23 protein-coding genes are annotated in these 24,813 nt (G+C 63.8%); 15 read left to right on the top strand and 8 right to left on the bottom strand.

All coding sequences use genetic code 11. The features are described from left to right. From BZL41_RS22995 to BZL41_RS23050, 12 genes are all read left to right on the top strand, one after another. A partial coding sequence (locus BZL41_RS22995; protein WP_143518147.1) for a DUF637 domain-containing protein occupies nt 1–5,226 on the top strand: 5,226 nt, incomplete at its 5' end. Further along, on the top strand, nt 5,226–5,561 hold the full coding sequence (imm45, locus tag BZL41_RS23000) for an Imm45 family immunity protein (RefSeq protein ID WP_095601412.1): 336 nt from the start codon (nt 5,226–5,228) through the stop codon (nt 5,559–5,561). The genes BZL41_RS22995 and imm45, both read left to right, overlap by 1 nt. 83 nt (nt 5,562–5,644) lie before the next feature. Further along, nucleotides 5,645–6,559 (top strand): hypothetical protein, encoded by a 915-nt coding sequence (locus BZL41_RS23005; RefSeq protein WP_095601413.1) that lies wholly within the window; start codon nt 5,645–5,647, stop codon nt 6,557–6,559. Next, a complete protein-coding gene (locus BZL41_RS23010; protein WP_095601414.1) occupies nt 6,540–6,830 on the top strand; it encodes a hypothetical protein in 291 nt (96 codons plus the stop codon). The genes BZL41_RS23005 and BZL41_RS23010 overlap by 20 nt, the downstream gene beginning before the upstream one ends. Before the next feature lie 69 nt (nt 6,831–6,899). Further along, on the top strand, nt 6,900–7,130 hold the full coding sequence (locus tag BZL41_RS29535) for a polymorphic toxin type 50 domain-containing protein (RefSeq protein WP_095601415.1): 231 nt from the start codon (nt 6,900–6,902) through the stop codon (nt 7,128–7,130). 560 nt (nt 7,131–7,690) lie between these two features. After that, a complete protein-coding gene (locus tag BZL41_RS23020; RefSeq protein ID WP_095601416.1) occupies nt 7,691–7,945 on the top strand; it encodes a hypothetical protein in 255 nt (84 codons plus the stop codon). 133 nt (nt 7,946–8,078) lie between these two features. Next, complete coding sequence (locus BZL41_RS23025) at nt 8,079–8,708, top strand: TetR family transcriptional regulator (RefSeq protein WP_095601417.1); 630 nt, start codon at nt 8,079–8,081, stop codon at nt 8,706–8,708. Between the two features lie 159 nt (nt 8,709–8,867). Next, nucleotides 8,868–9,368, top strand: coding sequence for an urease accessory protein UreE (gene ureE, locus BZL41_RS23030; RefSeq protein ID WP_095601418.1), 501 nt, complete (start codon nt 8,868–8,870; stop codon nt 9,366–9,368). Further along, a complete protein-coding gene (locus tag BZL41_RS23035; protein WP_095601419.1) occupies nt 9,365–10,039 on the top strand; it encodes an urease accessory protein UreF in 675 nt (224 codons plus the stop codon). The genes ureE and BZL41_RS23035 overlap by 4 nt, the downstream gene beginning before the upstream one ends. 63 nt (nt 10,040–10,102) lie before the next feature. Next, nucleotides 10,103–10,717, top strand: coding sequence for an urease accessory protein UreG (gene ureG, locus BZL41_RS23040; RefSeq protein ID WP_095601420.1), 615 nt, complete (start codon nt 10,103–10,105; stop codon nt 10,715–10,717). Between the two features lie 19 nt (nt 10,718–10,736). Further along, on the top strand, nt 10,737–11,309 hold the full coding sequence (locus BZL41_RS23045) for a HupE/UreJ family protein (protein ID WP_095601421.1): 573 nt from the start codon (nt 10,737–10,739) through the stop codon (nt 11,307–11,309). Between the two features lie 137 nt (nt 11,310–11,446). Next, nucleotides 11,447–12,361, top strand: coding sequence for a glycerophosphodiester phosphodiesterase (locus BZL41_RS23050; protein WP_095601422.1), 915 nt, complete (start codon nt 11,447–11,449; stop codon nt 12,359–12,361). A gap of 635 nt (nt 12,362–12,996) precedes the next feature. Here the strand turns inward: BZL41_RS23050 and BZL41_RS23055 are convergent. The 8 genes from BZL41_RS23055 to BZL41_RS23090 form a co-directional block, all read right to left on the bottom strand. Next, entirely contained in the window at nt 12,997–13,926 is a 930-nt protein-coding gene (locus BZL41_RS23055) for an ornithine cyclodeaminase family protein (protein ID WP_095601423.1), read from the bottom strand. 115 nt (nt 13,927–14,041) lie between these two features. Next, complete coding sequence (locus BZL41_RS23060; RefSeq protein WP_084338739.1) at nt 14,042–14,755, bottom strand: ABC transporter ATP-binding protein; 714 nt, start codon at nt 14,753–14,755, stop codon at nt 14,042–14,044. Further along, on the bottom strand, nt 14,752–15,627 hold the full coding sequence (locus tag BZL41_RS23065) for an ATP-binding cassette domain-containing protein (RefSeq protein WP_095601424.1): 876 nt from the start codon (nt 15,625–15,627) through the stop codon (nt 14,752–14,754). The genes BZL41_RS23060 and BZL41_RS23065 overlap by 4 nt, the downstream gene beginning before the upstream one ends. Beyond that, nucleotides 15,624–16,898, bottom strand: a complete 1,275-nt coding sequence (gene livM, locus BZL41_RS23070) for a high-affinity branched-chain amino acid ABC transporter permease LivM (protein WP_095601425.1) — start codon at nt 16,896–16,898, stop codon at nt 15,624–15,626. Before livM ends, BZL41_RS23065 begins: the two co-directional genes overlap by 4 nt. 3 nt (nt 16,899–16,901) lie before the next feature. Then, nucleotides 16,902–17,816 (bottom strand): branched-chain amino acid ABC transporter permease LivH, encoded by a 915-nt coding sequence (locus tag BZL41_RS23075; RefSeq protein ID WP_095601426.1) that lies wholly within the window; start codon nt 17,814–17,816, stop codon nt 16,902–16,904. Nucleotides 17,817–18,046: 230 nt separating this feature from the next. Then, the gene (locus BZL41_RS23080; protein WP_095601427.1) at nt 18,047–19,168 is read right to left on the bottom strand and encodes a branched-chain amino acid ABC transporter substrate-binding protein; all 1,122 of its coding nucleotides are present in this window, start codon (nt 19,166–19,168) and stop codon (nt 18,047–18,049) included. Nucleotides 19,169–19,503: 335 nt separating this feature from the next. After that, nucleotides 19,504–20,790: an FAD-binding oxidoreductase gene (locus BZL41_RS23085; protein ID WP_095601428.1), complete on the bottom strand. Its 1,287-nt coding sequence runs from the start codon at nt 20,788–20,790 to the stop codon at nt 19,504–19,506. A gap of 167 nt (nt 20,791–20,957) precedes the next feature. Beyond that, the gene (locus BZL41_RS23090; protein WP_095601429.1) at nt 20,958–21,650 is read right to left on the bottom strand and encodes an NUDIX hydrolase; all 693 of its coding nucleotides are present in this window, start codon (nt 21,648–21,650) and stop codon (nt 20,958–20,960) included. Between the two features lie 155 nt (nt 21,651–21,805). Between BZL41_RS23090 and BZL41_RS23095 the strand changes: the two genes are divergently transcribed. The 3 genes from BZL41_RS23095 to nadE are packed head-to-tail and all read left to right on the top strand — an operon-like array spanning nt 21,806 to nt 24,511. Then, nucleotides 21,806–22,462 carry a nicotinamidase gene (locus BZL41_RS23095; RefSeq protein WP_095601430.1) on the top strand — a complete coding sequence of 219 codons (657 nt, stop codon included), beginning with the start codon at nt 21,806–21,808 and terminating at the stop codon, nt 22,460–22,462. Beyond that, a complete protein-coding gene (gene pncB, locus BZL41_RS23100) occupies nt 22,462–23,661 on the top strand; it encodes a nicotinate phosphoribosyltransferase (RefSeq protein ID WP_095601431.1) in 1,200 nt (399 codons plus the stop codon). The genes BZL41_RS23095 and pncB overlap by 1 nt, the downstream gene beginning before the upstream one ends. 22 nt (nt 23,662–23,683) lie before the next feature. Continuing rightward, nucleotides 23,684–24,511 (top strand): ammonia-dependent NAD(+) synthetase, encoded by an 828-nt coding sequence (gene nadE / locus BZL41_RS23105; protein WP_095601432.1) that lies wholly within the window; start codon nt 23,684–23,686, stop codon nt 24,509–24,511. Nucleotides 24,512–24,813: the final 302 nt, after the last annotated feature.

Consider the following 24,813-nt stretch of genomic DNA (forward strand, 5'->3'; position numbering starts at 1 on the left):
ACCCAGCTTGGCGGCATCATCCTCGGCAACGCGAACCTCCAGGGCCAGGCGGCGGGCCTGATCCTCAACGAAGTCACCGGCGGCAACCCCAGCCAGCTCAAGGGCTACACCGAAGTGGCGGGCCAGTCCGCCCACGTCATCGTGGCCAACCCCCATGGCATCACCTGCGATGGCTGCGGCTTCCTCAACACCCCGCGGGTCACGTTCAGCACCGGCAAACCGGTGGTTGAGAACGGCCGGCTGGACCGCTTCAGCGTCGACGGCGGCGAGATCGCCATCGAGGGCGCCGGCCTCAACGCCAGCAACATCGACCAGTTCGACCTGATCACCCGCAGTGCCAGGCTCAACGCCGAGCTGCACGCCAAGCAGCTCAACGTCATCACCGGGCGCAACGAGGTCAAGGCCGGCGACCTCAGCGTCACCGCCAAGGCCGACGACGGCAGCGACAAGCCGGCCCTGGCCATCGACAGCTCGGCGCTGGGCGGCATGTACGCCGGGGCGATCCGCCTGGTCGGCACCGAGGCTGGGGTGGGGGTGAAGCTGGCTGGTGACATGGCGGCCAGCGGCGGGGATATCCATATCGACCTCGCGAGCGGCCAATTGACCCTGGCGCGAGCGGCGGCCAGCCGGGACCTGCATCTCGAGGCGGAACGGATCGAACTGACCGACACCGCCTACGCCGGCCGCACCGCTTCGGTCGAGGCCGAAGGCGAGGTCGTCAATAGGAAGAGCCTCGCAGCAGGCGAGACGGTGAGCCTGGGCGGCGCCCAGGTGACCAACCAAGGCGTGATCGAAGCGGGCCTCAACCCGGACAACACACGCAATGCCAAAGGTGACGCCGGCCTGACCGGCCAGAACGTGCGCAACAGCGGCACGGTGATCGCCAGCCGGCAACTGACGGTGACGGGTACGCAGACCCTGGACAACCACGGCACCCTGGGCAGCGGTCACGCGCTGACCCTGTACGCTCCCACGCTGGTCAACGAAAACGGCCTGATCTTCAGCGGCGCCGATATGACGCTGCGGGTCGACACCTTCACCAATCGCCTGGCGGACGTTTTCAGCCTGGGTGCCATCGACCTGGCCAAGGATGACCAAGGCAACCGGGCAGCACGTCTCGACAACCTCTCGGGCACCCTGGAAAGCAGCGGCGACTTCAGCCTCAAGGCCGCGGTGATCAACAACGCGCGCGCGGTTCTGGTCATCGACGAGACCGGCAAGTACACCGCCCGGATCAGCGAACTGCCGTGCAGCGGCGCCTATGGTGCCGGCGACTGCAGCGGCAAGCGCAACGGTGTGTGGGAAATCGTCGAGCGCGACAAGCTGGCGGTGGCCGAGGCCAGCGCGGCGTCCAGCCTGCAGGCCGGTGGCAAGCTGTCGCTGGACGGGGATGCACTGATCAACCACAGCAGCCGGATCAGTGCCGGCGGCAGCATCGCCGGCACGTTGAAACGGCTGGAAAACCAGGGCGTGGAAACCGGCGAGATCGAAACCCGCCGCGTCTTCATCTCCGAACGCACACGCCACATCGACGCCTGGCAGGACGAAGCCGAACGCTTCACGGCGCGCTACTGGCACCTGAGCCCCGGCTACGACCCGAACGACCTGGGTGGGCTGGAAAGCGCGCTGAGCCACTTCATCGGCCGGATGGAATCGGAGCAGACCCGTTTCCGCACCCTCACATCGCTGGCGTCGGGCGACCAAACCTACGCCGGCATCATCCAGGCCGGAGGCACTATCGGCCTCACGGCCAGCGAGCGGATCGACAACGGTGTGATCCGTCCGCAATTCACCTACGTGGCCGGCGGCAGCCGTGGCGCTGCCCCGGACGGCTCGCGCTTTTCCACCCCGGTCAGCCTCGATGCGCAACTGCCGGCCGACCTGCGTCAGCAGCGCATCGACCCGCTGGCATTACCGGGGCTCAACCTACCCACCCGTCCGGCCGCTTCGCACCAATACCTGATCGAAACCCACCCGGCGCTGACCCACCTCAAGCGGTTCCTCAACTCCGACTACCTGCTGGACAGGCTGGGCTACGACATCGACAGGACGCAGAAGCGCCTGGGCGACGGCTTCTACGAGCAGCGCCTGATCCGCGAAGCCCTCGTCGCCCGTACCGGCCAGCGCTTCCTCGATGGGCTGACCTCCGACGAAGCGCTGTTCCGCTACCTGATGGACAACGCCATCGCCAGCAAAGAGGCGCTCAACCTCAGCCTGGGGGTCACCCTCACCGCCGAACAGGTCGCCGCCCTGACCCACGACATCGTCTGGCTGGAAGAGCGCGAAGTGCTGGGCGAGAAGGTATTGGTCCCGGTGCTCTACCTGGCCCAGGCCAAGGGCCGGGTGGCGCCCAACGGTGCCCTGATCCAGGGCCGCGACGTGGCGTTGATCGCCGGCCAGGACCTGAGCAACCAGGGCACCCTGCGCGCCCGCCGCAACCTGGATGCAACGGCGAATAACATCGCCAACAGCGGCCTGATGGAAACCAACGAACGCCTGTCGCTGCTGGCCACCGACAGCATCCGCAACGCCCAGGGCGGGATCATCGCCGGGCGCGACGTGTCGGCCATCGCCTTGACCGGCGACATCCTCAACGAACGCAGCGTCACCACCCACACCTCGGCCGCGCGCGGCTACAACCACCGCGAAGACTTCGCCGACAGCGCCGCACGCATCGAAGCCGCGAATGACCTGACGCTGGGCGCCGGCCGCGATATCCGGAATATCGGCAGCGCCGTCACGGCCGGGCGAGACCTGCGATTGGACGCCGGCCGCGATCTGCTGATCGTCGCCGCCGAAGAACACGACCGCACCGCCCTCCAGGCGCGCCAGCGCAACAGCCGGGTCGAGCGCCTCGAACAGCACGGCTCGGACATCCGCGCGGGCCGCCACCTGAGCGCCCAAGCCGGCAACGACCTGGCGGTGAGCGCCAGCAAGGTCAAGGCCGACGGCGATGTCGCCCTCGAAGCGGCCGGCAACGTGCTCATCGCCGCGGCAGCCAACGAAAGCCACGTCGAAGCCCACCGCAAAAGCCGGCACAAAAAAGTCGACACGGAACGCAGCCAGATAACCCAGCAGGGGACGGAAATCGAAGCCGGCGGCGAGCTGGACGTGAAGGCCGGCGACAACCTCACCATCATCGCTAGCCGCCTGGACGCGGGCGGCGAAGCCTACCTCTATGCCCAGCACGGCCTCAGCCTGCTGGCCGCGGAAAACCTCGACCACCGCCTCGACGAGAAAAAGAAGAAAGGCGCCTGGGGCAGCAAGGAAAGCCGCAAGGACCAGACCACCCGCACCACCCAGGTCGGCAGCGAGATCGTCAGCGGCGACGACCTCACCCTCGCCAGCGAAGGCAACCAGACCTACCAGGCCGCCCACCTGCAAAGCGGCAACGACCTGACCCTGGACAGCGGCAGCGCCATCGCCTTCGAAGGGGTGAAGGACACCGAGCAGCAGGTCCACGAAAAGAGCAAGAACAGTTGGGCCTGGAACGCGACGAAGGGCAAGGGCAACACCGGCGAGACCCTGCGCCAATCCGAACTGATCGCCCAGGGCGAGCTGATCATCAAGGCTGCCGAAGGCATTCGCATCGACGTCAAGCAGGTCAACCAGCAGACCGTCAGCCAGACCATCGATGCGATGGTGAAAGCCGATCCGCAACTGGCCTGGCTGAAACAGGCCGAAGCCCGCGGCGATGTGGACTGGCGGCGGGTGAAGGAGATTCATGAGTCCTTCAAATACAGCAACTCCGGGTTGGGCCCAGCGGCGCAGTTGATCATCGCTATCGCCATGGCCGCCATCATCGGGCCGATGGCAGCCGGCCTGGGAGCCGTAGGGCAAGCCGTCACCGTGAGCGTGGCCACGCAAGCCACGGTGAGCACCATCAATAACCGGGGCAATCTCAGCGCAGTGGCCAAGGACGTCACCTCATCGGATGCCATGAAGGGGTACGTGGTCAGCGCCGCGACGGCGGGGCTCGTGCAATACAACCCGGCCGAACTCGGCATGAACTGGAGCAGTGTCGGCCAGGTAGCGACCAAGACGGTCGTCGATGCGGGCATCAAGACGGCGGTCTACGGGGGAAGCTTCAAGGACAACCTCGGTGATGCTGCCGTTGGCAATGCAGTGGCGATTGCCGGCGCCATCGGGGCGGATGCCATTGGCGACTACGTCCCGAAGGGCAGCCCACAGAAACTCATCCTGCATGCGGCCCTCGGCGGCCTGCTGGCGGAAGCCTCGGGCGGGGATTTCCGCACCGGCGCCCTGGCCGCCGGTGCCAACGAAGCCCTGGTGGACTACCTGGGCGAGAAGCTGTTGCCCCAGGATAAAGACCCGAACAGCGCGGAATACCGCCAAGGCGTGGCCAACCTGATGGCCACCTCGCAACTGATCGGCGTGCTCGCGGCAGTCCTGACCGATGGCGACGCCGAATCGGCATCTGCGGTGGCGGCGAATGCCACCCAGTACAACTACCTGCGGCACCAGGAAGTGCTGGATATGCTGGAGGAACAGAAAAAATGCTCGACGCCAGCATGCCGGGATGATGTTAGGGCACGTTATGCGGAGTTGGATGAACAGCGGAATCAAGAGCTGGCTACCACATGCCAGCAAGACATAACGAGCTGTGAGATTCTCTCTGCACAACTACAGGCTGATGCGCCTAAGATCCAGGCGCTGGCCGATCAGATTCGCCGAAGCGGAGATGCAAATACCGCGAGCGTCATTGGCTGGTTGGTTCCTGGCAGTAACCAAATGGCGCAGGACCTCATCACCAGCAGCATCGTCGCTCAGCGCGATGGTCCGGCTGCTAGTGCCATGGCGACCGGGGCTCAGGTCATCGCGAGCGGCGTGGGAGGGGTTAAGCCGGGAGTTTCGGTTGGGGCAAAATCCAATAGCTCATCGGCCATACTAGGGAACAAAACTGTCGCTCAGTTTGAAAAAAGCTTATCCACTCTCCCTCCGGGAGAAAGAGTTGCTCAAATTAAAGCAGCGGTAGCTATTGTGATGACAGCCAACGGGATGATGAAAGATAACAAACTGCCCAAGCTTAACGGGCGCGATGTCTATAGAGCAAATGGTGGAAATCTATACGCTGTGGATACACAGCATGGTCGCCTTGAGGTAATTAATCCTAAAAATGGAAAACATCTCGGCGAAGTTGACCTTGATTTTAAGCAGACAAAGCCTGCCGACAAGAGCGGCGGCCACGATCTAAAGGTGAAGTAATGGTTAGCATGGTAAGACTAATTGACCTGAAAGAAAACTTCATTTGGCATGGAAACGTACTTAGACTGCCAGGAAAATATCCCTATGAAAAATTTGTGGATTTCATGGTTTACGAAACCCAAGATAAAGATAGACCGTACGGGCTGATTGTTACTTCTGGCTATAAAGCCGGATTGATTCTGGTCCAACTACCTAGAGAGTGCTCGTCTACCGAAGGGGGTGGGATAAGAAAGGATTGGCTTGTATCCAACTGGGAGAAATGGATTTACCCGGACTGTAATGTTGCAGAGGTTAATTTTATAGACAGATATGAGGCTCGACCAATATTGCCATGATCATAGCGTAACGATTTTTATCAAATATAAAAGACAAGCATTTTTGGCAAAACCCGCAGGAGCAGGCATACGTCGCCGAGCAAATGGCGAGGGCCGGCTACCAGGCTGCGCTGGAAGAGGAGCTGCTCAAGAAAACCGAGCTGGCCCGCCTCGCCGAACTGAGCGATGCCGAACTGGACCGTTTGGCACCCGGCTGGCGGGAATATCGCCAGCAGGTCATCGAGACGACCGGGCAAATGAAGTCGGGCCTGTCGACGGTCGGGGACGTTCTGGAGCCCGGCATCCTCGACGCCCTCGGGCCAGCCGCCAAGGCGGCCAAACTGGCCGGGGTGTTCGCCGCCATGCGCAAGGCAGGCGCCACGATTCCCACGGAGCTGACCAAAGTCGCCGACAAGCTTGACGGCCTGCTGGCCGGCAAGGCACCGTCGGTGGAGGAACTGGCCCCCTTCAAGCTGAATGCGCAGGCTAAACTGACGGAGCAGATCCGCCTGGCGAACCAGACGCTGGTGAGTAAGCCGGGGGTGGTTGGGACGAAAGGTGGAGCAGGGAGAATTGAGCCACCGACTCCAAAAGTTGATGTCACTAATGACTTTACGATGAGCGTGTCCAACAACGGAGGAACCACCCTCAGGTATGGCAATCCTGATGGTGTAGCAGGATTGGTTGTGAATGTGGATAAGGCAGGCGTTCTGGGATTTGATATTCGCGCGGCACAGAACCACCCTTTGTACGACGCATCGGGCACTGATATGTTCGCCAGCGCAATGCAACGCCTCAGCAACGAAGGCATCCAGGTCAATCAAATTCGTGGTGCTTGGGTGACGGGAACTGACAGCGTTAACACCGCTCAATATCTGAAGAATATTGCCAGTGGAATGTCAAAGGAAAATGCTGCTTTGAATACCTGGACAGGCCAGATATCCCAAAAATACGGATATACGAAGGTCGAGAAAATTGAAACCATCGGCGAAGTTACCTATGTCACTTTCGGAAAATAGACATTTGTTAGCGCAAATACTGGATGGAAAGTCGCCAAGCATGGTGCTGAATACGATGCTGGAGGCCGTTGATGGTTTAGACAAGTATGCTTTAGCAGATATCTTTTTGGAGGAATATAATCGTTTGGATAGCAGAATCCTTCCTATTATATGGCACTGGAAGAGTGCCAAATCGATTAGAGGCATATCTGATCAAGAGTTTGATGAAGCGGTACTTGCTCAGATGAGGTCTGCTGGTTACAAGCTGCGAGCAACTAAAAATATTGAATGATAAAGGAGCCCCCGGCTAAGCCGGGGGGATTACCTGCCTGTCCCCAGTGATCTTCCGACGAACATCCATATGGGGCAGCAAGGTAAACATATAGGAGGGCATAACAACTTCATTGAAGGGCGCAGCTACTTCAATGATGGTGTAGACCCAGCCGAGCTTCTGGCGGGAGTCTACAGCGGAAAGTATTCGATTGTTGGAGCAGGCGCACGCGGAAATCCGATTGTGGAGTTTGGGCGGCCAATAGGTGTTGATGGAAAGAACTGGTCAGGCTGTTACACGAGGGCAAATTCACTATGGTAAGAACGGCGCTCACATTGTGGGGGAAATTAGGGTCAGGTCTTGCCTTTTGCCTATCACCCCCTGCGTACCTCCGAAAAGAGAGCTGAGCCATTGATCGACTCCCTTAGTCGAAGTAACTGCCGCCATGAAGCATGGCACGTAGCCTGTAAGTCGATGGATGGCCAAAAACCTTACTCTCCCTGAACCCCTTCACGCTTTTCCTCCATACCCTTCTGCGCGCTTGCCTCCCTTCCGCCAAGCCGCTAGAGTCCGGCCCGTCACGGTCAATCCCGTGGCCGGGCGTCAGAACCCGATTCCACACGAAGGCGCGGTAGCGCCATAGCTGAGTAGCCGGCGCTATTTTTGTGTCTGGCTACCGCATTTCTATGGCGGGCCGCGCGGGGCAGGCTTCGGCCTGGCCGGCTGTCCTTCGTGGGCCGGTTTCTGACCCCCGTGCGGTCCGCCTCCAACCGCGTCAGAAACGGCTGGATGGCGGCTTCTCATTCACGAAGGAGTCCTATCGATGCTCATCAAGCCGATTTCATTCATTCCCTTTCGCCTCCGCTTTCCGGAGGCCCGCCATGTCTGACTTCCTCCCTCTTCCTTCCCTCAGCACCACTGCCAGCCCCGTGCTCTACGCCAATGCCAGCCTCGGCGCTCACGAACTGTTCGAAGCCGGCCAGGAACGGCTGAACGCCGCGCGGCAGTTGGCGCTGGTACTGTTCTGCAACGAGCCGCAGTTGGATAACGGCGAGGTGTTCGCGGCGTTTCATCTGTTGCTGAACGATGCGGCGGGTTTGTACGACGCAGCGTTCGAGCGGGTACGACGAGCCTGACGTCCCATGGGCCTCGCCGATGAACCTCGGCGAGGCTTTCCGGAACCATTCTCCTTCCAAGCCAGTTCGACGCCTGAAACACCCCTTTGCTAAAGTGCGACGCCAATTTCCGTTCGCCTCGGCAGTCATCGCCATGTCGCCCCGCAGTGCCCAGAAACAGCAGACCCGCAAGGCCCTGATGGATGCCGCCCGCACCTTGATGGACAGCGGGCGTGGCTTCGGCAGCCTGAGTCTGCGCGAAGTGGCGCGCAGCGCCGGGATCGTCCCGACCGGCTTCTACCGGCACTTTCCTGACATGGATGCACTCGGGCTGGCGTTGGTTGCCGAAGTGGGCGAGACCTTCCGCGAAACCATTCGCGCGGTCCGCCAGAACGAATTCGAGCGCGGCGGGCTGATCGACGCCTCGGTGCGCATCTTCCTCGACGCGGTGGCCGCCAACCGTGGCCAGTTCCTCTTCCTCGCCCGCGAGCAGTACGGCGGTTCGCAGCCGGTACGCCAGGCCATCGCCGAGCTGCGCCAGCGCATCACCGGCGACCTCGCCGCCGATCTGCGCCTGATGGCCCGCCTGCCGCACCTGGACGACCTGGCCCTGGAGGTCTTCGCCGATCTGGTGGTGAAAACGGTCTTCGCCACCCTGCCGGAGCTGATCGACCCTCCCGCCGCTAACCTGCCCCCACACCTGCGCCCGGAAGAGAAGATCACCCAGCAGCTGCGCTTCATCATGGTGGTCGGCAAGCATTGGCAGGGGCTCGGCGGCAGATAGCACCGCTATGGTGCAAGCGCCCCCCTGGCGCACCATTACAAACCTGACCCATGCACCAGTTTTAACCCAGGCTCCCGCGAAGGCCGCTCCAGCGCTGCGCCGCCCGGCTTGGCAAGCCCCTTGCTCTGTTTCCGGCACTGCCCATTGCCGGACTCATCCATGCTGGTCATTCACACACGCATCGGCGAACACAACTCTCACGACGCCGAACTGCTGCTGACCTACGAAGCCCGCAGCAAGAGCCGGCTGCGCTGCTTCACCACCGATGGCGAGGAGGTCGGTCTGTTCCTCGAACGCGGCCAGCCGGCGCTGCACGACGGCGAGTGCCTGCGGGCCGAGGACGGCCGCATCGTACGCGTCCGCGCCAAGCCGGAGCCGCTGCTCCATGTCACCTGCGCCAACGCCTTCGAACTGACCCGCGCGGCCTATCACCTGGGCAACCGCCATGTCGCCTTGCAACTCGGCGACGGCTGGCTGCGCCTGCCCGACGACTATGTGCTCAAGGCGATGCTGGAACAGCTCGGCGCCAGCGTGGAGGCTATCGAAGCACCCTACCAGCCGGAACAGGGGGCCTATGGCGGTGGCCATCATCATTCCCATGCCGGCGAGGCCGAATTCAACTATGCGCCGCGCCTGCATCAATTCGGAGTGCGCCGGTGAATCCGGCCTGGGCCCTGCTGCGCCTGGCCAGCCCGCAACTGCCGATCGGCGGCTACAGCTACTCGCAAGGGCTGGAAATGGCGGTCGAGCAGGGCCTGGTCAAGGCCCCGGACAGCGCCCGCCGCTGGATCGGCGACCAATTACTGCTCAACCTCGCGCGCTTCGAGGCGCCGTTGCTGCTGGCCCACTGCGAGGCTGCCGCTGCGGGCGACTGGCCCGGTCTGGCGCATCTCGCCGGGCTGCACCGCGCCAGCCGGGAAACCCGCGAGCTGCGCCTGGAAAGCCGGCAGATGGGCTACTCGCTGAAGCAATTGCTCGACGACCTGCCGGAGCTCGATGCCCCCTCTCGCCACCTTTTCGAGCAGATCGAGGAACCCGGTCTGGCCCTCGGCTGGGCCCTGGCCGCGCGGGCCTGGCGGATCGCCCCGCAGGATGCTCTCGCCGCCTGGCTCTGGGGTTGGCTGGAAAACCAACTGGCGGTGCTGATGAAAACCCTTCCGCTCGGCCAGCAGGCGGCCCAGCGGCTGACCTCCGAGCTGTTGCCGGTGCTCGAGCAGGCCCAGCGGGACGCCACCGGGATCGCCCCGGAGCACTGGGGCAGCGCCGCCTTCGGCCTGGCGCTCACCAGCATGGCGCACGAACGACAGTATTCGCGGCTGTTCCGTTCCTGACGGACGGCCGAAGCCCTCGATAGCCCTCGGGCGGGCAGAAACGATGAAAAGGAGCGATACCCCATGAACAGCCAACCCCTGCGCATCGGCATCGGCGGTCCGGTCGGTTCCGGCAAGACGGCCCTGACCTTGGCGCTGTGCCGCGCCCTACGCGACCGCTACAACCTCGCCGTGGTCACCAACGACATCTACACCCAGGAAGATGCCCAGTTCCTGGTGCGCAACGAAGCCCTGGAACCAGAGCGCATCATCGGCGTGGAAACCGGCGGCTGCCCGCACACGGCGATCCGCGAGGACGCCTCTATCAATCTGGAGGCGGTCGAGCAGCTCAACCGCCGCTTCCCCGGCCTCGACCTGATCATCGTCGAGTCCGGCGGCGACAACCTTTCCGCCACCTTCAGCCCGGAGCTGTCCGACCTGACCCTCTACGTGATCGACGTGGCCGCCGGCGACAAGCTGCCGCGCAAGGGCGGGCCGGGCATCTGCAAGTCCGACCTGCTGGTGATCAACAAGATCGACCTGGCGCCCCTGGTCGGCGCGTCGCTGGACATCATGGAGCGCGATACGAAGACGATGCGCGGCGACAAGCCATTCGTCTTCAGCAACCAGAAAATCGGCCAGGGCCTCGACGAGATCATCGCCTTCATCGAGCGCCAAGGCATGCTCACCGCGGCCTGAGCCCTGTCAGGAGAAGACCATGAAACTACGCAAAAGCCTCTACACCCTCGCCCTGTTCCTCACTCCGGCCGTGGCCTTCGCTCACCCCGGACACGATCACGCCGGGCTGCTCGCCGGCCTCGCTCACCCCGTGTTCGGCCTCGATCACCTACTGGCGATGCTCGCCGTCGGCCTCTGGGCCGCGCAACAGCAGGGGCAGGCACGCTGGGCGCTGCCGTTGACCTTCGTCGCCACCCTGTTGCTGGGCGGGTTGTTCGGCTTCGCCGGCGTCGAAATGCCGCTGATGGAAACCGGTATCGCCGGCTCGGTGCTGGCCATCGGGCTGCTGGTGGCCCTGGCCGCGCGTCCGCCGCTGGCCATCGCCGCCGGGCTCACCGCGCTGTTCGCACTGGTCCATGGTGTCGCTCACGGCCTGGAACTGCCGGCCCTGGCCAGCCCCTGGGGCTATGCCACCGGTTTCGTCGTGGCCACCGCCGCGCTGCATGGCGCCGGCTATGCTCTGGTCCGCATCCTTCCGCAAGCGGCTGCGCCGCTGGTGCGCCTGGCCGGCATCGGTTCGGCCGGCGTCGGTGCCTGGCTGCTGGCCGGCTGAAGCGTCCCGATGTCGCCGTTGCGCCGGTTCCGGCGCAACGGCTCCCGCTGGAAAACTCTCCTCGCGCGTTCTTCACACCTTTGTCATAGTCCAAGCGTTCGCTTCGTTCGTCGTACCTGACCGATGGAAGTCCACGCATGCTGCGCTTCGCCCGTTTCGTCGTCGCCCCCCTGTTGCTGATCGCCATTGCCCTCGGCCTGCTCGGGCTCACCAGCCGTCCGGCGAGTCCGCCTGCCGTGCTGGCCGCTCTAGGCGACCAGCCGCTGGTGATCGCCCACCGGGGCGGCAAGGGGCTTTGGCCGGAGAACACACTGTTCGCCTTCGAGCGCGCCCTTGAGTTGGGTGTGGACATGCTGGAAATGGACCTGCATTTGTCCGCCGACGGCGAGCCGGTGGTCATCCATGACGCGACGCTGGAGCGCACCACCAACGGCGAGGGCCCGGTCGCCGCGCACAGCCTGGCCGAATTGCAGACCCTCGACGCCGGCTACCGCTGGAGCGCCGACGGTGGGCAGAGTTATCCCTATCGCGGCCAGGGCACCCGCGTCCCTAGCTTCGCCGAGGTGCTGCAGCGTTTTCCGCGGGCGCCCAAGCTGGTGGAACTCAAGGTCGCCGACGAGGCCTTGGCGGAGCGCGTCTGCGAACAGTTGAAGCAGCGCGGGCAGACCGACCGGGTCGTCGTCGGCAGCTTCCACGAGAGCGCCTTGCGGCGCTTCCGCGAACAGTGCCCGGACGTCGCCACCTCCGCCGGCGCCAGCTCGGTGCGGCTGTTGGTGGCCCTGAACTGGGTCGGCCTCGGCAAGTTGCTGTCGCCGACCTATCAGGCACTGCAAATTCCCGAGCAGCACGGCGACCTGCACATCGCCACGCCCGATCTCATCGCCACCGCCCGCGCGCGCGGCCTGCATGTGCAGTTGTGGACGATTAACGAACAGCCGGCCATGCACCGGCTGCTGGACATGGGCGCCCAGGCCCTGATCACTGACTATCCCGACCGCGCCCTGCAACTGCTCGGACGCTCGACCCGCATCAGTGCCCTCAGCGACGAGTGAGCGAACAAAAACCGATCAATGTTGTCCAGGCCCCGCCGCACCGGCCTCCGGAACGGCTTTACCCAAATTGATCACAGTGTTATCCACAGGCTGTGGGGAAAACTCCTTGGCCTGATCCGCTGTCATTTTTTCGCCGCCGCGAAGCCCGCCGAAAAAATCTTGACGCCAGGCGCCATGCCGTGCCGCGGCAGATTGCCACAGTCACTGAACAAAACCTGAACAGTTCTATCCGACCCAACGGGAACCGGGCCCAAGACGGCTTTTCCCACGCTTACCCACAGAGTTTTCCACAGTTGCCGTGGAGAACTTTCCGCTGGACTTTTCAATCGGTGGATGGTTTCGCTGGACGGCCATGCCGTACAAAAGCCGAACAACCCACGGCAAGCCAGGAACGGCGCCGTCCCGGTCATTTCTTCCAGAGGTCATCCACAGGATTTACCACAGTAAGCGGGGATAACGCAGGCGCGCCCAGAACGGGCAACTCATTGAAAACGGAAGGAAAACAGCCTGCGGGACAAAAAACGAGCAATCCGCCGCAAGCGGCGGACTACAAGGCTTCGCACCCCTTACCCGCAGCTTGTCCACAGCCTGCTCCACAGCTTCTGTGGGCAATGCAGCGAAGGCGCAACGCGAAGTCAGCTCAGGGCCAGCAGGCGACGGGCTGCAACCAAGTCTTCGAGGGCATAGCCGACCGACTTGAACAGGGTGATTTCGGCTTCGTTCCGCCGTGCGCCGCGCCCTTGCAGCAAATCCCGCAGCTCGGCATCGAGGCTGGCGGCATCGAGCACGCCGTCGGCTATCGCAAACAGCAGGTCGCCCGCCTCGTCCAGCGCGCCGGCACGGGTATCGACCACCACCCGCGCCCGTGCGACCGCTGCCGAATCGGTCTCGCGCATGCTGGGCAGGAAGGCGCCGACCAGGTCCAGGTGGCAGCCCGGCTGCAGCCACTCGCCCAGCACCAGCGGCTCGCGCGAGGTGGTGACACAACTGATACAGTCGGCCCGCCCGACGCTTGCGCGCAGGTCGTTGCAGGCTTCGGCCGGATAGCCCTCGGCGCGCAGGCCGTCCACCAGCGCTCTCGCCTTCGCCGGCTGGCGTCCCCAGATTTCGACCTTCTCGTACTGCCGGACCACCGAGTGGGCGCGCACCATGTGCGCGGCGAGGGTGCCGCTGCCCACCACCAGCAGGCGCTTCGCATCGCGCCGCACCAGATAATCGGCCGCCAACGCGGAGGTACAGGCGGTACGCCGGGCGGTCAGCTCCGAGGCTTCGAGCATGGCCAGGGGCTGCCCGGTGGCATCGTCGAACAAGGCGAACAGCGCAGCCACCGAGGGCAAGCCCTTGGCGCCATTGCCGGGATAGACGGTGACCAGCTTGACACCGATGCCCTGACCGCTCTGCCAGACCGGCATGCACAGCAGCGACGCCGCCTCCGGCAAGGCGTGACTGGCGCGTAACGGCGCCTCGCAGGGGGCGGCCAGGCCGATCCGCAGCGCCTCGATCAGCTCGGCGTAATCCAGGCGCGCAGCGACATCGGCATTGCTGAAAAAACGAACGGCGTGCATGAGAACCTCATGGCGAGAATCGATGAAAGAACGAGGCCGGCGAAGATAGCCAGCCCCGGTCGAGCGGAGCCGCTTTGCGCGGCCCCTTCGTCAGCAGGCTTGAAGCCCACCCTGGTCAGTGGCCGCCGAGATAGGCGTTGCGCACGTCCGGGTTGGCCAGCAGCTCCTGGCCCGTGCCGGTCATGCGGATTTCACCGGTGACCATCACATAGGCGCGGTCGCTGAGCCGCAGCGCGTGGTTGGCGTTCTGCTCGACGAGGAAGATGGTCATCCCCGACTGCGCCAGCTCGCGCAGGGTCTGGAAGATCTGCTTGACCACGATGGGCGCCAGCCCGAGGGAAGGCTCGTCGAGCAGCAGCAGCTTCGGCCGGCTCATCAGCGCGCGGGCGATGGCGAGCATCTGCTGCTCGCCGCCGGACATGGTCATGGCGCGCTGGTTGCGCCGCTCCTTCAGGCGCGGGAACAGGTCGAACATGCGCTGCATGTCTTCGTCCGCATGAGCCATGCCGACGGGAATGGTGCCCATCAGCAGGTTCTCTTCCACGCTCATGTCGGGGAACACCCGGCGACCTTCCGGCGACTGCGCCACGCCGTTGGAGGCGACGTAGTGGGCGGACTTCTGCGTGATGTCGGTCCCGCGGTAGACGATCTGCCCGCCGCTCGCCCGCGGCTGGCCGAAGATCGACATCAGCAGAGTCGACTTACCGGCACCGTTGGCGCCGATCAGACTGACCGTCTCGCCTTCGTCGATGTGCAGACTGACCTTCCGCAGGGCCTGGATCGGACCGTAGTGGACGTCGACATCCTTGAACTCGAGAAGGGTACTCATGCCACCTCCTCCTCTTCCGCGCCCAGGTAGGCGGCGATCACCTTGGGATCGTTGCGGATCGCCTCCGGCGCCCCCGCAGCGATCACCACGCCGTGGTCGAGCACGACGATGTGCTCGGAAATGCTCATGACCATGCCCATGTCGTGTTCGATCAGTAGTACGGTGAGGTCGTGTTCGTCGCGCAGGCGGCGGATGATCGCGCTCAGCGCTTCGGTCTCGGCCGGGTTGAGGCCGGCGGCGGGTTCGTCGAGGCAGATTAGCTGCGGCCGGGTGCACATGGCGCGAGCGATTTCCAGGCGGCGCTGCTGGCCGTAGGACAGTTCGCCCGCCAGGCGGTTGGCGCAATCGACCAGATCGACCACCTCCAGCCAGTAGAACGCATGGTCCAGGGCCTGGCTTTCCGCACGGCGGAAGCCGGGAGTGTTGAGCACGCCGGCGAGCAGGTTGCGGTTGACCCACATGTGCTGCGCCACCAGCAGGTTTTCCACCACCGACATTTCCTTGAACAGGCGGATGTTCTGGAAGGTGCGGGCGAGGCCGGCGCGGTTCACCAGGTGGGTGCCGCCGAACATCTTGTACCAGAGACGGCTGCCCAGTTGCCGCGGCTTGACGAAATCATCCGGGCGGAAGGGCTCACCGAGCACCTTGATCACGTCGGTGGTCGTGCCCCGTGCGTGCAGCTGGATGCTGCCGCCGGTGGCCTTGTAGAAGCCGGTCAGGCAGTTGAACACAGTGGTCTTGCCGGCGCCGTTGGGGCCGATCAAGGCCGAAATGGAGTTGCGCTTGATGTTCAGGCTGACATCGTTGAGTGCCTTGATACCGCCGAAATGCATCATCAGGTTGTCGACGGTGAGGATGTTTTCCTGGCTCATGGGGCCACTCCTTTACGCGGGGTGAAGCCACTGCGACTGATCCGGATCAGGCCGCGCGGCCGCCAGATCATCATCAGTACCATCAGCACACCGAACAGCAACACACGGTAGTCGGCGAAGCTGCGCAGCAGCTCCGGCGCCACGGTCAGGACGAAGGCCGCGATCACCACGCCGACCGTCGAGCCCATGCCGCCGAGTACGACGATGGCAAGGATCAGCGCCGACTCGAAGAAGGTGAACGAGGACGGGTTGACGAAGCCCTGGTAGCTGGCGAAGAACACGCCGGCGAGGCCCGCCGTGGAGGCGCCGATCATGAACGCCGAGAGCTTCACCAGCACATGGTTGAGACCCATGGAGCGGCAGGCGATCTCGTCCTCGCGCAGCGCTTCCCAGGCGCGGCCGACCGGCATGCGGGTCAGACGGTGCTTGATGTAGAGCACCAGCATCACCACCAGGAACAGCACGATGTAGATGAACAGGAACTTGATGTTGGGGTTATAGGCGATGCCGAAGAACTCATGGAAGGGCACGCCCCCATCCTTCGCCCGCCGGCCGAACTCCAGGCCGAGGAAGGTCGGCGACGGCACCGACATGCCGTTCGGGCCACCGGTGAAGCTGAGCCAGTTGTTCAACACCAGGCGGATGATCTCGCCGAAGCCCAGGGTCACAATGGCGAGGTAGTCGCCGTGCATGCGCAGCACGGGGAAGCCGAGGAGCATCCCGGCGAACGCCGCCATCAGCGCCGCCAGCGGCAGCACGCTCCAGAAGCCCAGGCCGAGGTGCTGGTAACCCAGCGCCAAGCCATAGGCACCGATGGCATAGAAGGCCACGAAGCCGAGGTCGAGCAGGCCGGCGAGGCCGACCACGATATTCAGCCCCAGTCCCAGCAGCACGTAGATCAGGCCGAGGATGACCACGGTCAGCAGGTACTTGCTGGCAAAGAACGGGAAGATGACGGCCAGGACGATCAGGATCGGCACGATCCACAGCAGCCGGGACTTGTGGTCCGGCGGCAGCACATGGACGCCGGAGCCCGCCGTTTCGAAGCGATACAGCAGCCGCTCGCCACGCGGCGACTGCAGGAACAGGCTGAGGCAGAAGCGCCCGATCATCACCGCGCCGACGAGCCAGCCGACCCGGTCGAACTGCAGATTGAAGTCGTAGCCGCTGAGCACCACACCGACGATGGGGCCGAACACGATCAGCGCCAGCAGGCCGGCGAGCACCGCGTCCAGCAGGGATTTCTTGATATCGATGGCAGAGGAAGACATGACTTACACCTTCGCCACCTGGGGACGTCCCAGGAGCCCTTGCGGTCGGAAGATCAGGATCAGGACCAGCAGCGAGAAGCTGAACACGTCCTTGTAGTCCGTGTTGACCATGCCGGAGAACTGCGCCTCGGCCACACCGAGGATGATGCCGCCGAGCATCGCGCCGGGCAGCGAGCCGATGCCGCCGAGCACCGCGGCGGTGAACGCCTTGATGCCGATGATGAAGCCGGCGTAGAAGTCGAAGGTGCCGTAGTTCATGGTGATCAGCACCCCGGCCAGCGCGGCCATGGCGGCACCGATGACGAACACGTAGGAAATCACCCGGTCGGTGTTGATGCCGAGGATCGACGCCATCTTGCGGTCCTGCTGGGTGGCGCGGCACATGCGACCCAGCCGGGTGCGCTGGATGATGTAGGTCAGCGCGGCCATGCCGGCGAAGGCGGCGACGAGGATGAAGACCTTGGTGTAGGTGAGCTGGACGAAACCCTCACCGATGGCGAAGCGGAACGAACCATCGAGCAGCGTCGGAATACCCTGCTGCCGGGCGCCCTGGCTGATCTGCACGTAGTTCTGCAGGATCAGCGACATGCCGATGGCGCTGATCAGGGGGGCCAGACGGGTGGAGTTGCGCAGGGGCTTGTAGGCGATGCGCTCGATCACCCAGCCATACACACCGGTCACGCAGACGGTGAAAAGCAAGGTGCCGAGGATCAGCAGCGGGAAGGACTCCAGGCCGAAAAAGGCCAGCAGAGCCAGGGCGATCGCCGACAGGTAGGCGGAGATCATGTACACCTCGCCGTGGGCGAAGTTGATCATGCCGATGATGCCGTAGACCATGGTGTAGCCGATGGCGATCAGACCGTAGACCGACCCGAGGGTCAGCCCGTTGATCAGCTGTTGCAGGAAAATACCGTCCATGCCTCAGTCTCGTCTTTTGGAATAACCGGTCTCGAACAAAGCCGGCTTTCGCGAGTGATATCGGACGGGTACCACTGAAAACTTCGCTGCTTGAACCCGACCGCTCCGGCTGACCAGGCGGCTACCGGGCGACTTCGCAGCGATGCAGGCGGATGAAGGCTTCAGCGGTTCCCGGAATGCACCGGTGCACCGGACGATTGCCGCCCGATGCACCGGCCGAGCGCTAGCGCTTACTTCTGGTGGTATTTGCCTTGGTCATCCCACTCGTACATGACGTAGTCGGAGACTTTCAGGTCGCCCTTCGAGTCCCATTCCTTCTTGCCCATGACGGTGGCGACCGGGTTGGCCTTCAGCCACTCGGCGGCCTTGGCCGGGTCGTTCTCGCCTGCGCCATTGAAACCGGCGGCGAGCGCCTGCAGCGAGGCGTAGGCGTAGAGGGTGTAGCCTTCCGGCTCGAAGCCGTTGGCACGGAACTTCTCGATCACCGCCTGGCCGTCCGGAATCTTGCGCGGGTCGGCGCCGAAGGTCATCAGGGTGCCCTTGACGTACTGCGGGCCGCCGGCGGTGGTGACCATCTCGTCGGTCACGATGCCGTCGCCGGAAATGAAGGTGGCAGTCAGGCCCTGCTCGCGCATCTGGCGGACCAGCGGGCCGGCTTCCGGGTGCAGGCCGCCGAAGTAGACGACATCGGCACCGGCGCCGCGAATCTTGGTGACCAGGGCGTTGAAGTCCTTCTCGCCACGGGTCAGGCCCTCATACAGGACTTCCTTCACGCCGCGCTTGTTGAGCTGCGCCTTGGTCGCATCCGCCAGGCCCTGGCCATAGGTGTCCTTGTCATGCAGGATCACCACTTTCTGTGCCTTCAGAACGTCGATGATGTAGTCGCCGGCCACGATACCCTGCTGGTCGTCACGGCCGCACATGCGGAACATGCCGGACAGCCCGCGCTCGGTGACCTGCGGGTTGGTCGAGCCGGGGGTCATGGCGATGATGCCGGCTTCGTCATAGACCTCGGAGGCCGGGATGGTGGAAGAGGAGCAGAAGTGGCCGACCACACCGATGGCCTTGTCCTGGTCCACCAGACGGTTGGCGACAGCCACGGCCTGCTTGGGTTCGCAAGCGTCGTCCGCCTTCACCAGTTTGATTTTTTCCCCATTCAAGCCACCTGCGGCGTTGATGTCCTCCGCCGCCTGGGAAGCGCCTCGCCAGTATTGCTCGCCGAACGACGCGTTGGCGCCGGTATGCGGACCGGCAACACCGATCACCACGTCAGCATGCGCCAGCGGTGCGAGACCGAGTGCACTGGTTACCGCGAGAGCCAGAAAACCTTTCTTGTAAATCTTCTGCAACATGGAGTTTTGCTCCTGATGGGTTATGTGATGGCTTGGGGTATTCAGCAAGTGGCGTGCCACTGTTCCAAACGAAACGAAAATTCTCGGATCGGTTCCCTCGTCATGAATAAAAGGCTTGAGATACAGGCATGTGCAACCCAATCGACAGAAAGGTGCAACCCACACGAACACCGAGCGCAACCAAATGAGAAAGACAGCGCAACCCTCTCCCCGAGGAAGTGCAACCTGCCGTAACCACCACTGTCACTGAACTGCACACACCTGGTGCATCCGCACCGCAGCACGCACCGTAACAGGCTAGCCCAGAGCCGGCCGCCCGACAGCGAAACGGTCGATCAAATCACCACGCGCAAACACTGCCCGGCGTGATAAAGCGAGAACCCCGCCTCATACAACCCGCTACGTACCCCCACCGCGGACACCGCCCGCATGGGTTGGAACGGCATGGGCAGGACCTCGGCATCGCCAGTGCACAAGTAATCGGCGAACGCCTTGCCAACCACGCTGCCGGTGGTCACGCCACGGCCGTTGTAGCCGGTCACCGCGACCAAGCCGGGCGCCGGTTCGAACAAGCGCATCAAATGCTCCGGGGTAAAGGCGATGCAACCGGTCCAGGTGCACTCCCATTCCACCTTGCCCAGGCGAGGGAAGTAATGGGACTGGATGCGGTCGGCCCAGGCACGAATGAACCATTCGGGCTTGCGCGCACCGTTACCCAGGCTGCCGAGCAGCAGGCGTCCGTCGGCGTCGCGGCGGATGCTGCTGAGGACCTGGCGGGTGTCCCAGGAGCCCTGCCCGCCCGGCAGGATGCTCGCCGCCTCGGGCCCTTCGAGCGGCACCGATGCGACCTGATAGTAGTAACCGGGGAAGAAGCTGCGGCGCAGTTCAGTCCATTCGCCCTCGGTATATGCGTTCGAAGCGATCACCACCTGGGCTGCCCTGACCGCCCCCTGGGCGGTGACCACCAACCAGTCGCCATCGCCCTGGCGCTCCAGGCGCAGTACCGGGGAACGTTCGTACAGCTCACCGCCGAGGCTGCGCACCGCCCTGGCCAGCCCCTGGGTGTAGCCCATGGGGTTGAGCGTACCGGCACGACGATCGAGCAGCGCCGCGGCGATCCGGGCGGTCCCGGTGGCTTCGCGGCAAGCCGCGCCGGTGAGCAGCTCGACCGGTGCGCCGCGGCGGCGCCATTGTTCGCAGCGGCTTTCCAGATCGGCCCGGCCGCGGCTGTTGTGAGCCATGTGCAAGGTGCCTTCGCGACGCAACTGGCAATCGATGCCGTAGCGGTCGACCAGCGAGAACACCAGCGAAGGCGCGGCGCCCAGGGTCCGGTTGAGCTTCTCGCCCACCGCCTGCCCCAGGCGCGCTTCGATTTCGTCCGGAGGAATCCACAGACCGGCATTCACCAGTCCGACGTTACGGCCGGAGCCCCCGGTGCCCGCCTGCTGGGCTTCGAGCACGCATACCCGTCGTCCCTGCTCGAGCAGATGCACGGCCGCGCTCAGGCCGGTGAAGCCCGCACCGATCACACAGACATCGGCCTTGCGCTCGCCATTCAGGATCGGCGCGTTCTGCCGCTCGGGCGTCAAGCGCTCCCACAGACATTCCTGACGCAAGCTCATGTTCGGACTCCTCGCTCGATTGGCTCATTTATTCCGTCGCCCCCGGACGAATGCCCTGGAAGCGAAACGTGACAGTAGTAGCCGGCTTCGAAATTGCCAACAAACGACATTTCCTCCAGACATCATTCCGTTTGGTCATGCGACCGGAGCACCGGATTAGAGCCTCCTCAGAGCAACAGACTGCGGTCGAAGACGAAGACCTGCCGCTCCCTCGGCGTAAAGCGCAGGACATGCTGGGGCCGTCCCATGGGTGGCCTGTTGAGGGTGCCGGTGTCTTCGATCCAGCCGGCCTTCTTCATCCGCTCCAGGCGCCCGCGCAAGCTCGAATGCTGGACCTCCTGGCCGATCGCCACCTGGAAGGCGAACAAGGCATCCGCCACGGTGAAGCGTTCCGCCAGCAGATACAGCGGCAGCGCGCTATAGGCCGACTTGCCGGCCAGCCGCTCGCAGGCCTGCTCGACCAGATGCCGGTGATCGAACGGCAGCGGGAAGCGCTCCTGACGAACCTCGTCCAAGGGCACGAAACGCAGGTCCTCGTCGCCAGCCTCGACGCCCGGCCCAACCAGCGCCAGGTAGCACACGCTCAGCGACCATCCACGCGGATCGCGCACGGCATTACCCACGGTGGCGACCTGCTCCAGGTAGGCGGGCTCGATCCGCGCCTTGTCGCGCAAGGCCCGGCAGGCGGCATCTTCGAGACTGCGGTCGGCACACAGGCCGTTGATCAATACACCCGGCAGCGCCCAATGCCCTTCGAAGGGCGCCTGGGCACGGCGGATCAACAGCAACTCCAACCCCTGCCGGGGACCGAGGCGCAGCGCAACGATATCGACGCCGGCCAATATTTCGGCGGAACTCATCGAACCTCCCGATCCGGAAAAACGTCATCCTAAGCCGACCTCGGCGACTTATTCCACCATGTATAGAAACTTTGACCCAGTTCATCTTTTACGGTTGACGACTTTTTACACGTCATGAATTATATAGTCAGACATCAGGACGAACCGGAGCCCCCATGAAAATCGCCAGCTTCGATGTGGACGCCCAGAAAGGCTTCACCCCGCTCTGCCCGGAGGAACTGCCGGTGCCGGGCGGCGACAAAATCGCCGAAGCGCTCAACCACATGGCCAGCCGCACGGACCTGCGCCTGGGCAGCAAGGACGCCCACAGCCCCCGGGCCGCCTGGGTGGTAGCCACACCGGAGGAGATGCTGCGGCCGCTGCCGCTGGCCAATGCCGACCTGACCTGGGTCAGCCATTGCGTTCCCGGAACCCGTGGCTTCGAGCTGCTCGACGGCTTGCCGCAGCCGGCGGACTACGACTACTTCGTCTGGAAGGGCGTCGAACCGGACCTCCACCCCTACGGCGCCTGCTACCACGACCTCGCCGAGCGCCGCAGCACCGGGGCAATCGAGTTTCTCCGGCAGAACGCGGTCGATCTCGTCCTGGTCGGCGGCCTCGCCCTGGATTACTGCGTCAAGACCACAGCCCTGCAACTGCGTCGCGCCGGCTTCCAGGTAGCCCTCTACCTGCCCGCCTGCCGGGCCCTCGCCGCCGACAGCGGCGAGCAGGCGCTGGAGGAGCTGCGCAACTCCGGTGTTCGCCTGTGCGAAGACCCGACCCAACTGGATGCCGCCATCGCCGCAGCAGTCCCGAATCTGGAGAAGAAGTGATGGGCGAGAGCGTATTTGCCGACCGTATCGTGCAGAACCTGCTGGATACCGATTTCTACAAACTGACGATGATGCAGGCGGTCCTGCATAACTACCCCAACGCCGAGGTGGAGTGGGAATTCCGCTGTCGCAACCGCGAGGACCTGCGCCCTTACCTGGCGGAAATCCGCTACCAGCTCGAACGCCTCGCGGAACTGGAAATCACCGCCGACCAGCTCGCTTTCCTCGAACGCATCCCGTTCATGAAGCCGGATTTCATCCGCTTCCTGCGCCTGTTCCGCTTCGATCTGCGCTACGTCCAGACCGGCATCGAGAACGATCAGTTGTTCATTCGCCTGCGCGGCCCCTGGCTGCACGTCATCCTCTTCGAGGTGCCGGTCCTGGCCATCATCAGCGAAGTGCGCAACCGCTATCGCTATCGCGACGTGCTCATCGAGCAGGTCCGCGAGCGGCTCTACGAGAAACTCGACTGGCTGCGCCGCGAGGCCAGCGTCGAAGAACTGGCGGAATTCCAGTTGGCCGACTTCGGCACCCGTCGACGCTTTTCCTACCGCGTCCAGGAAGAGGTGGTGCACATCCTCAAGCGCGACTTTCCGGGGCGCTTCGTCGGTACCAGCAATGTCCACCTGGCACGGGAATTCGATCTCAAGCCCATCGGCACCATGGCCCACGAATGGCTGATGGCCCACCAGCAGCTCGGCCCGCGCCTGATCGACAGCCAGATCGCCGCGCTGGATTGCTGGGTGCGCGAATACCGCGGCCTGCTCGGCATCGCACTGACCGATTGCATCACCATGGATGCCTTCCTGCGCGACTTCGATCTGTACTTCGCCAAGCTTTTCGACGGCCTGCGCCACGACTCCGGCGATCCGCTGGCCTGGGCCGAGAAGGCCATTGCCCACTACCACAAACTGGGGGTGGACCCGAGGACCAAGACCCTGGTGTTTTCCGACGCCCTCGACCTGCCCAAGGCGCTGGCGATCTTCCGCGCGCTGCGTGGTCGGATACAGGTGAGCTTCGGCATCGGCGGCAACTTGACCTGCGACATCCCCGGTGTCGAACCAATGAACATCGTGCTGAAGATGACCGCCTGCAACGGCCAGCCGGTCGCGAAGATTTCCGATGCACCGGGCAAGACCCAGTGCCGCGACGAGAATTTCGTCGCCTACCTGCGCCACGTCTTTCAGGTAGGTTCCTGAACCGCCGCCAAGGAGTAACACCATGCAAGAGCTGCAAAGCGCCATCGCCGACGAACTCCAGGTCCGACCGCCCTTCACCGGTCCGTCGGACATCGACGCGGAAATCCAACGACGCATCGCCTTCATCCAGCAGTGCCTGCGCGACGCCGGCCTGAAGACGCTGGTTCTCGGTATCAGCGGCGGGGTCGATTCGCTGACCGCCGGCCTGCTGGCCCAGCGCGCCATCGAGCGTCTGCGGGCCGAGACCGGCGACGACGGCTACCGTTTCATCGCCGTGCGCCTGCCTTATCAGGTCCAGAAGGACGAGGCCCATGCCCAGGAATCGTTGGTCTGCATCGCGCCGGACGAGACCCACACCGTGAACATCGGCCCGGCGGTCCAGGCCCTGGCGGCGCAGATCGAAGCCCTGGAAGGGCTGACGCCCGGCAGCGCCGACTTCGTCCTCGGCAACGTCAAGGCACGCATGCGCATGGTCGCCCAATACGCCATCGCCAACGCCCGCCAGGGCCTGGTGATCGGCACCGACCATGCCGCCGAAGCGGTGATGGGCTTCTTCACCAAGTTCGGCGACGGCGCCTGCGACCTCGCCCCGCTCAGCGGGCTGGTGAAGCACCAGGTCCGCGCCATCGCCCGCGCCCTGGGCGCACCGGAACACCTGGTGGAAAAAATCCCCACCGCCGACCTGGAGGACCTCAGCCCTGGCAAGCCGGACGAGGAAGCCCACGGGGTCAGCTATACCGATATCGATGCCTTCCTCCACGGGCGCACGGTGCGCCCGGAGGCGGCCGAAATCATCTGCCGGACCTTCGAGAAAACCCGCCACAAACGGGAGCAACCAAAGGCCCCGTGATCCGCATCAAGGACATCCACACTGCGCAACTTTCTGCCAGCGCACTGTGGATAACCTTGTGGATGAATGCGGGTAGCCGTTGTGTTGCTTGGCTCTCTGCCCACTGCGCAAAAACTTGCGCAGTAGTGCGCAACTTCTTGCGCACTTTTTTGTGACCGCCTTCGCATCGGGGCTTATCGACGAGCTTGCCGTTCGCCTATCTCTTTGAATTACCTGCTCTTTTTCCTTCCTGGCACGCCCCTCGCTATGTCCCCGGCTCCCGGACCACTTCCGGTCCATGACCCAAGGCAAGGAGAGCACTC

It is taken from the genome of Pseudomonas sp. PIC25 (assembly GCF_002286785.1).
Classification (GTDB): Bacteria; Pseudomonadota; Gammaproteobacteria; order Pseudomonadales; family Pseudomonadaceae; genus Pseudomonas_M.

Coding starts and splice junctions, on each gene's coding strand:
- imm45 (WP_095601412.1), top strand. CDS start 5,226: ATGGTTAGCATGGTAAGACTAATTGACCTGAAAGAAAACTTCATTTGG.
- BZL41_RS23005 (WP_095601413.1), top strand. CDS start 5,645: ATGGCGAGGGCCGGCTACCAGGCTGCGCTGGAAGAGGAGCTGCTCAAG.
- BZL41_RS23010 (WP_095601414.1), top strand. CDS start 6,540: ATGTCACTTTCGGAAAATAGACATTTGTTAGCGCAAATACTGGATGGA.
- BZL41_RS29535 (WP_095601415.1), top strand. CDS start 6,900: ATGGGGCAGCAAGGTAAACATATAGGAGGGCATAACAACTTCATTGAA.
- BZL41_RS23020 (WP_095601416.1), top strand. CDS start 7,691: ATGTCTGACTTCCTCCCTCTTCCTTCCCTCAGCACCACTGCCAGCCCC.
- BZL41_RS23025 (WP_095601417.1), top strand. CDS start 8,079: ATGTCGCCCCGCAGTGCCCAGAAACAGCAGACCCGCAAGGCCCTGATG.
- ureE (WP_095601418.1), top strand. CDS start 8,868: ATGCTGGTCATTCACACACGCATCGGCGAACACAACTCTCACGACGCC.
- ureG (WP_095601420.1), top strand. CDS start 10,103: ATGAACAGCCAACCCCTGCGCATCGGCATCGGCGGTCCGGTCGGTTCC.
- BZL41_RS23045 (WP_095601421.1), top strand. CDS start 10,737: ATGAAACTACGCAAAAGCCTCTACACCCTCGCCCTGTTCCTCACTCCG.
- BZL41_RS23050 (WP_095601422.1), top strand. CDS start 11,447: ATGCTGCGCTTCGCCCGTTTCGTCGTCGCCCCCCTGTTGCTGATCGCC.
- BZL41_RS23055 (WP_095601423.1), bottom strand. CDS start 13,926: ATGCACGCCGTTCGTTTTTTCAGCAATGCCGATGTCGCTGCGCGCCTG.
- BZL41_RS23060 (WP_084338739.1), bottom strand. CDS start 14,755: ATGAGTACCCTTCTCGAGTTCAAGGATGTCGACGTCCACTACGGTCCG.
- BZL41_RS23065 (WP_095601424.1), bottom strand. CDS start 15,627: ATGAGCCAGGAAAACATCCTCACCGTCGACAACCTGATGATGCATTTC.
- livM (WP_095601425.1), bottom strand. CDS start 16,898: ATGTCTTCCTCTGCCATCGATATCAAGAAATCCCTGCTGGACGCGGTG.
- BZL41_RS23075 (WP_095601426.1), bottom strand. CDS start 17,816: ATGGACGGTATTTTCCTGCAACAGCTGATCAACGGGCTGACCCTCGGG.
- BZL41_RS23080 (WP_095601427.1), bottom strand. CDS start 19,168: ATGTTGCAGAAGATTTACAAGAAAGGTTTTCTGGCTCTCGCGGTAACC.
- BZL41_RS23085 (WP_095601428.1), bottom strand. CDS start 20,790: ATGAGCTTGCGTCAGGAATGTCTGTGGGAGCGCTTGACGCCCGAGCGG.
- BZL41_RS23090 (WP_095601429.1), bottom strand. CDS start 21,650: ATGAGTTCCGCCGAAATATTGGCCGGCGTCGATATCGTTGCGCTGCGC.
- BZL41_RS23095 (WP_095601430.1), top strand. CDS start 21,806: ATGAAAATCGCCAGCTTCGATGTGGACGCCCAGAAAGGCTTCACCCCG.
- pncB (WP_095601431.1), top strand. CDS start 22,462: ATGGGCGAGAGCGTATTTGCCGACCGTATCGTGCAGAACCTGCTGGAT.
- nadE (WP_095601432.1), top strand. CDS start 23,684: ATGCAAGAGCTGCAAAGCGCCATCGCCGACGAACTCCAGGTCCGACCG.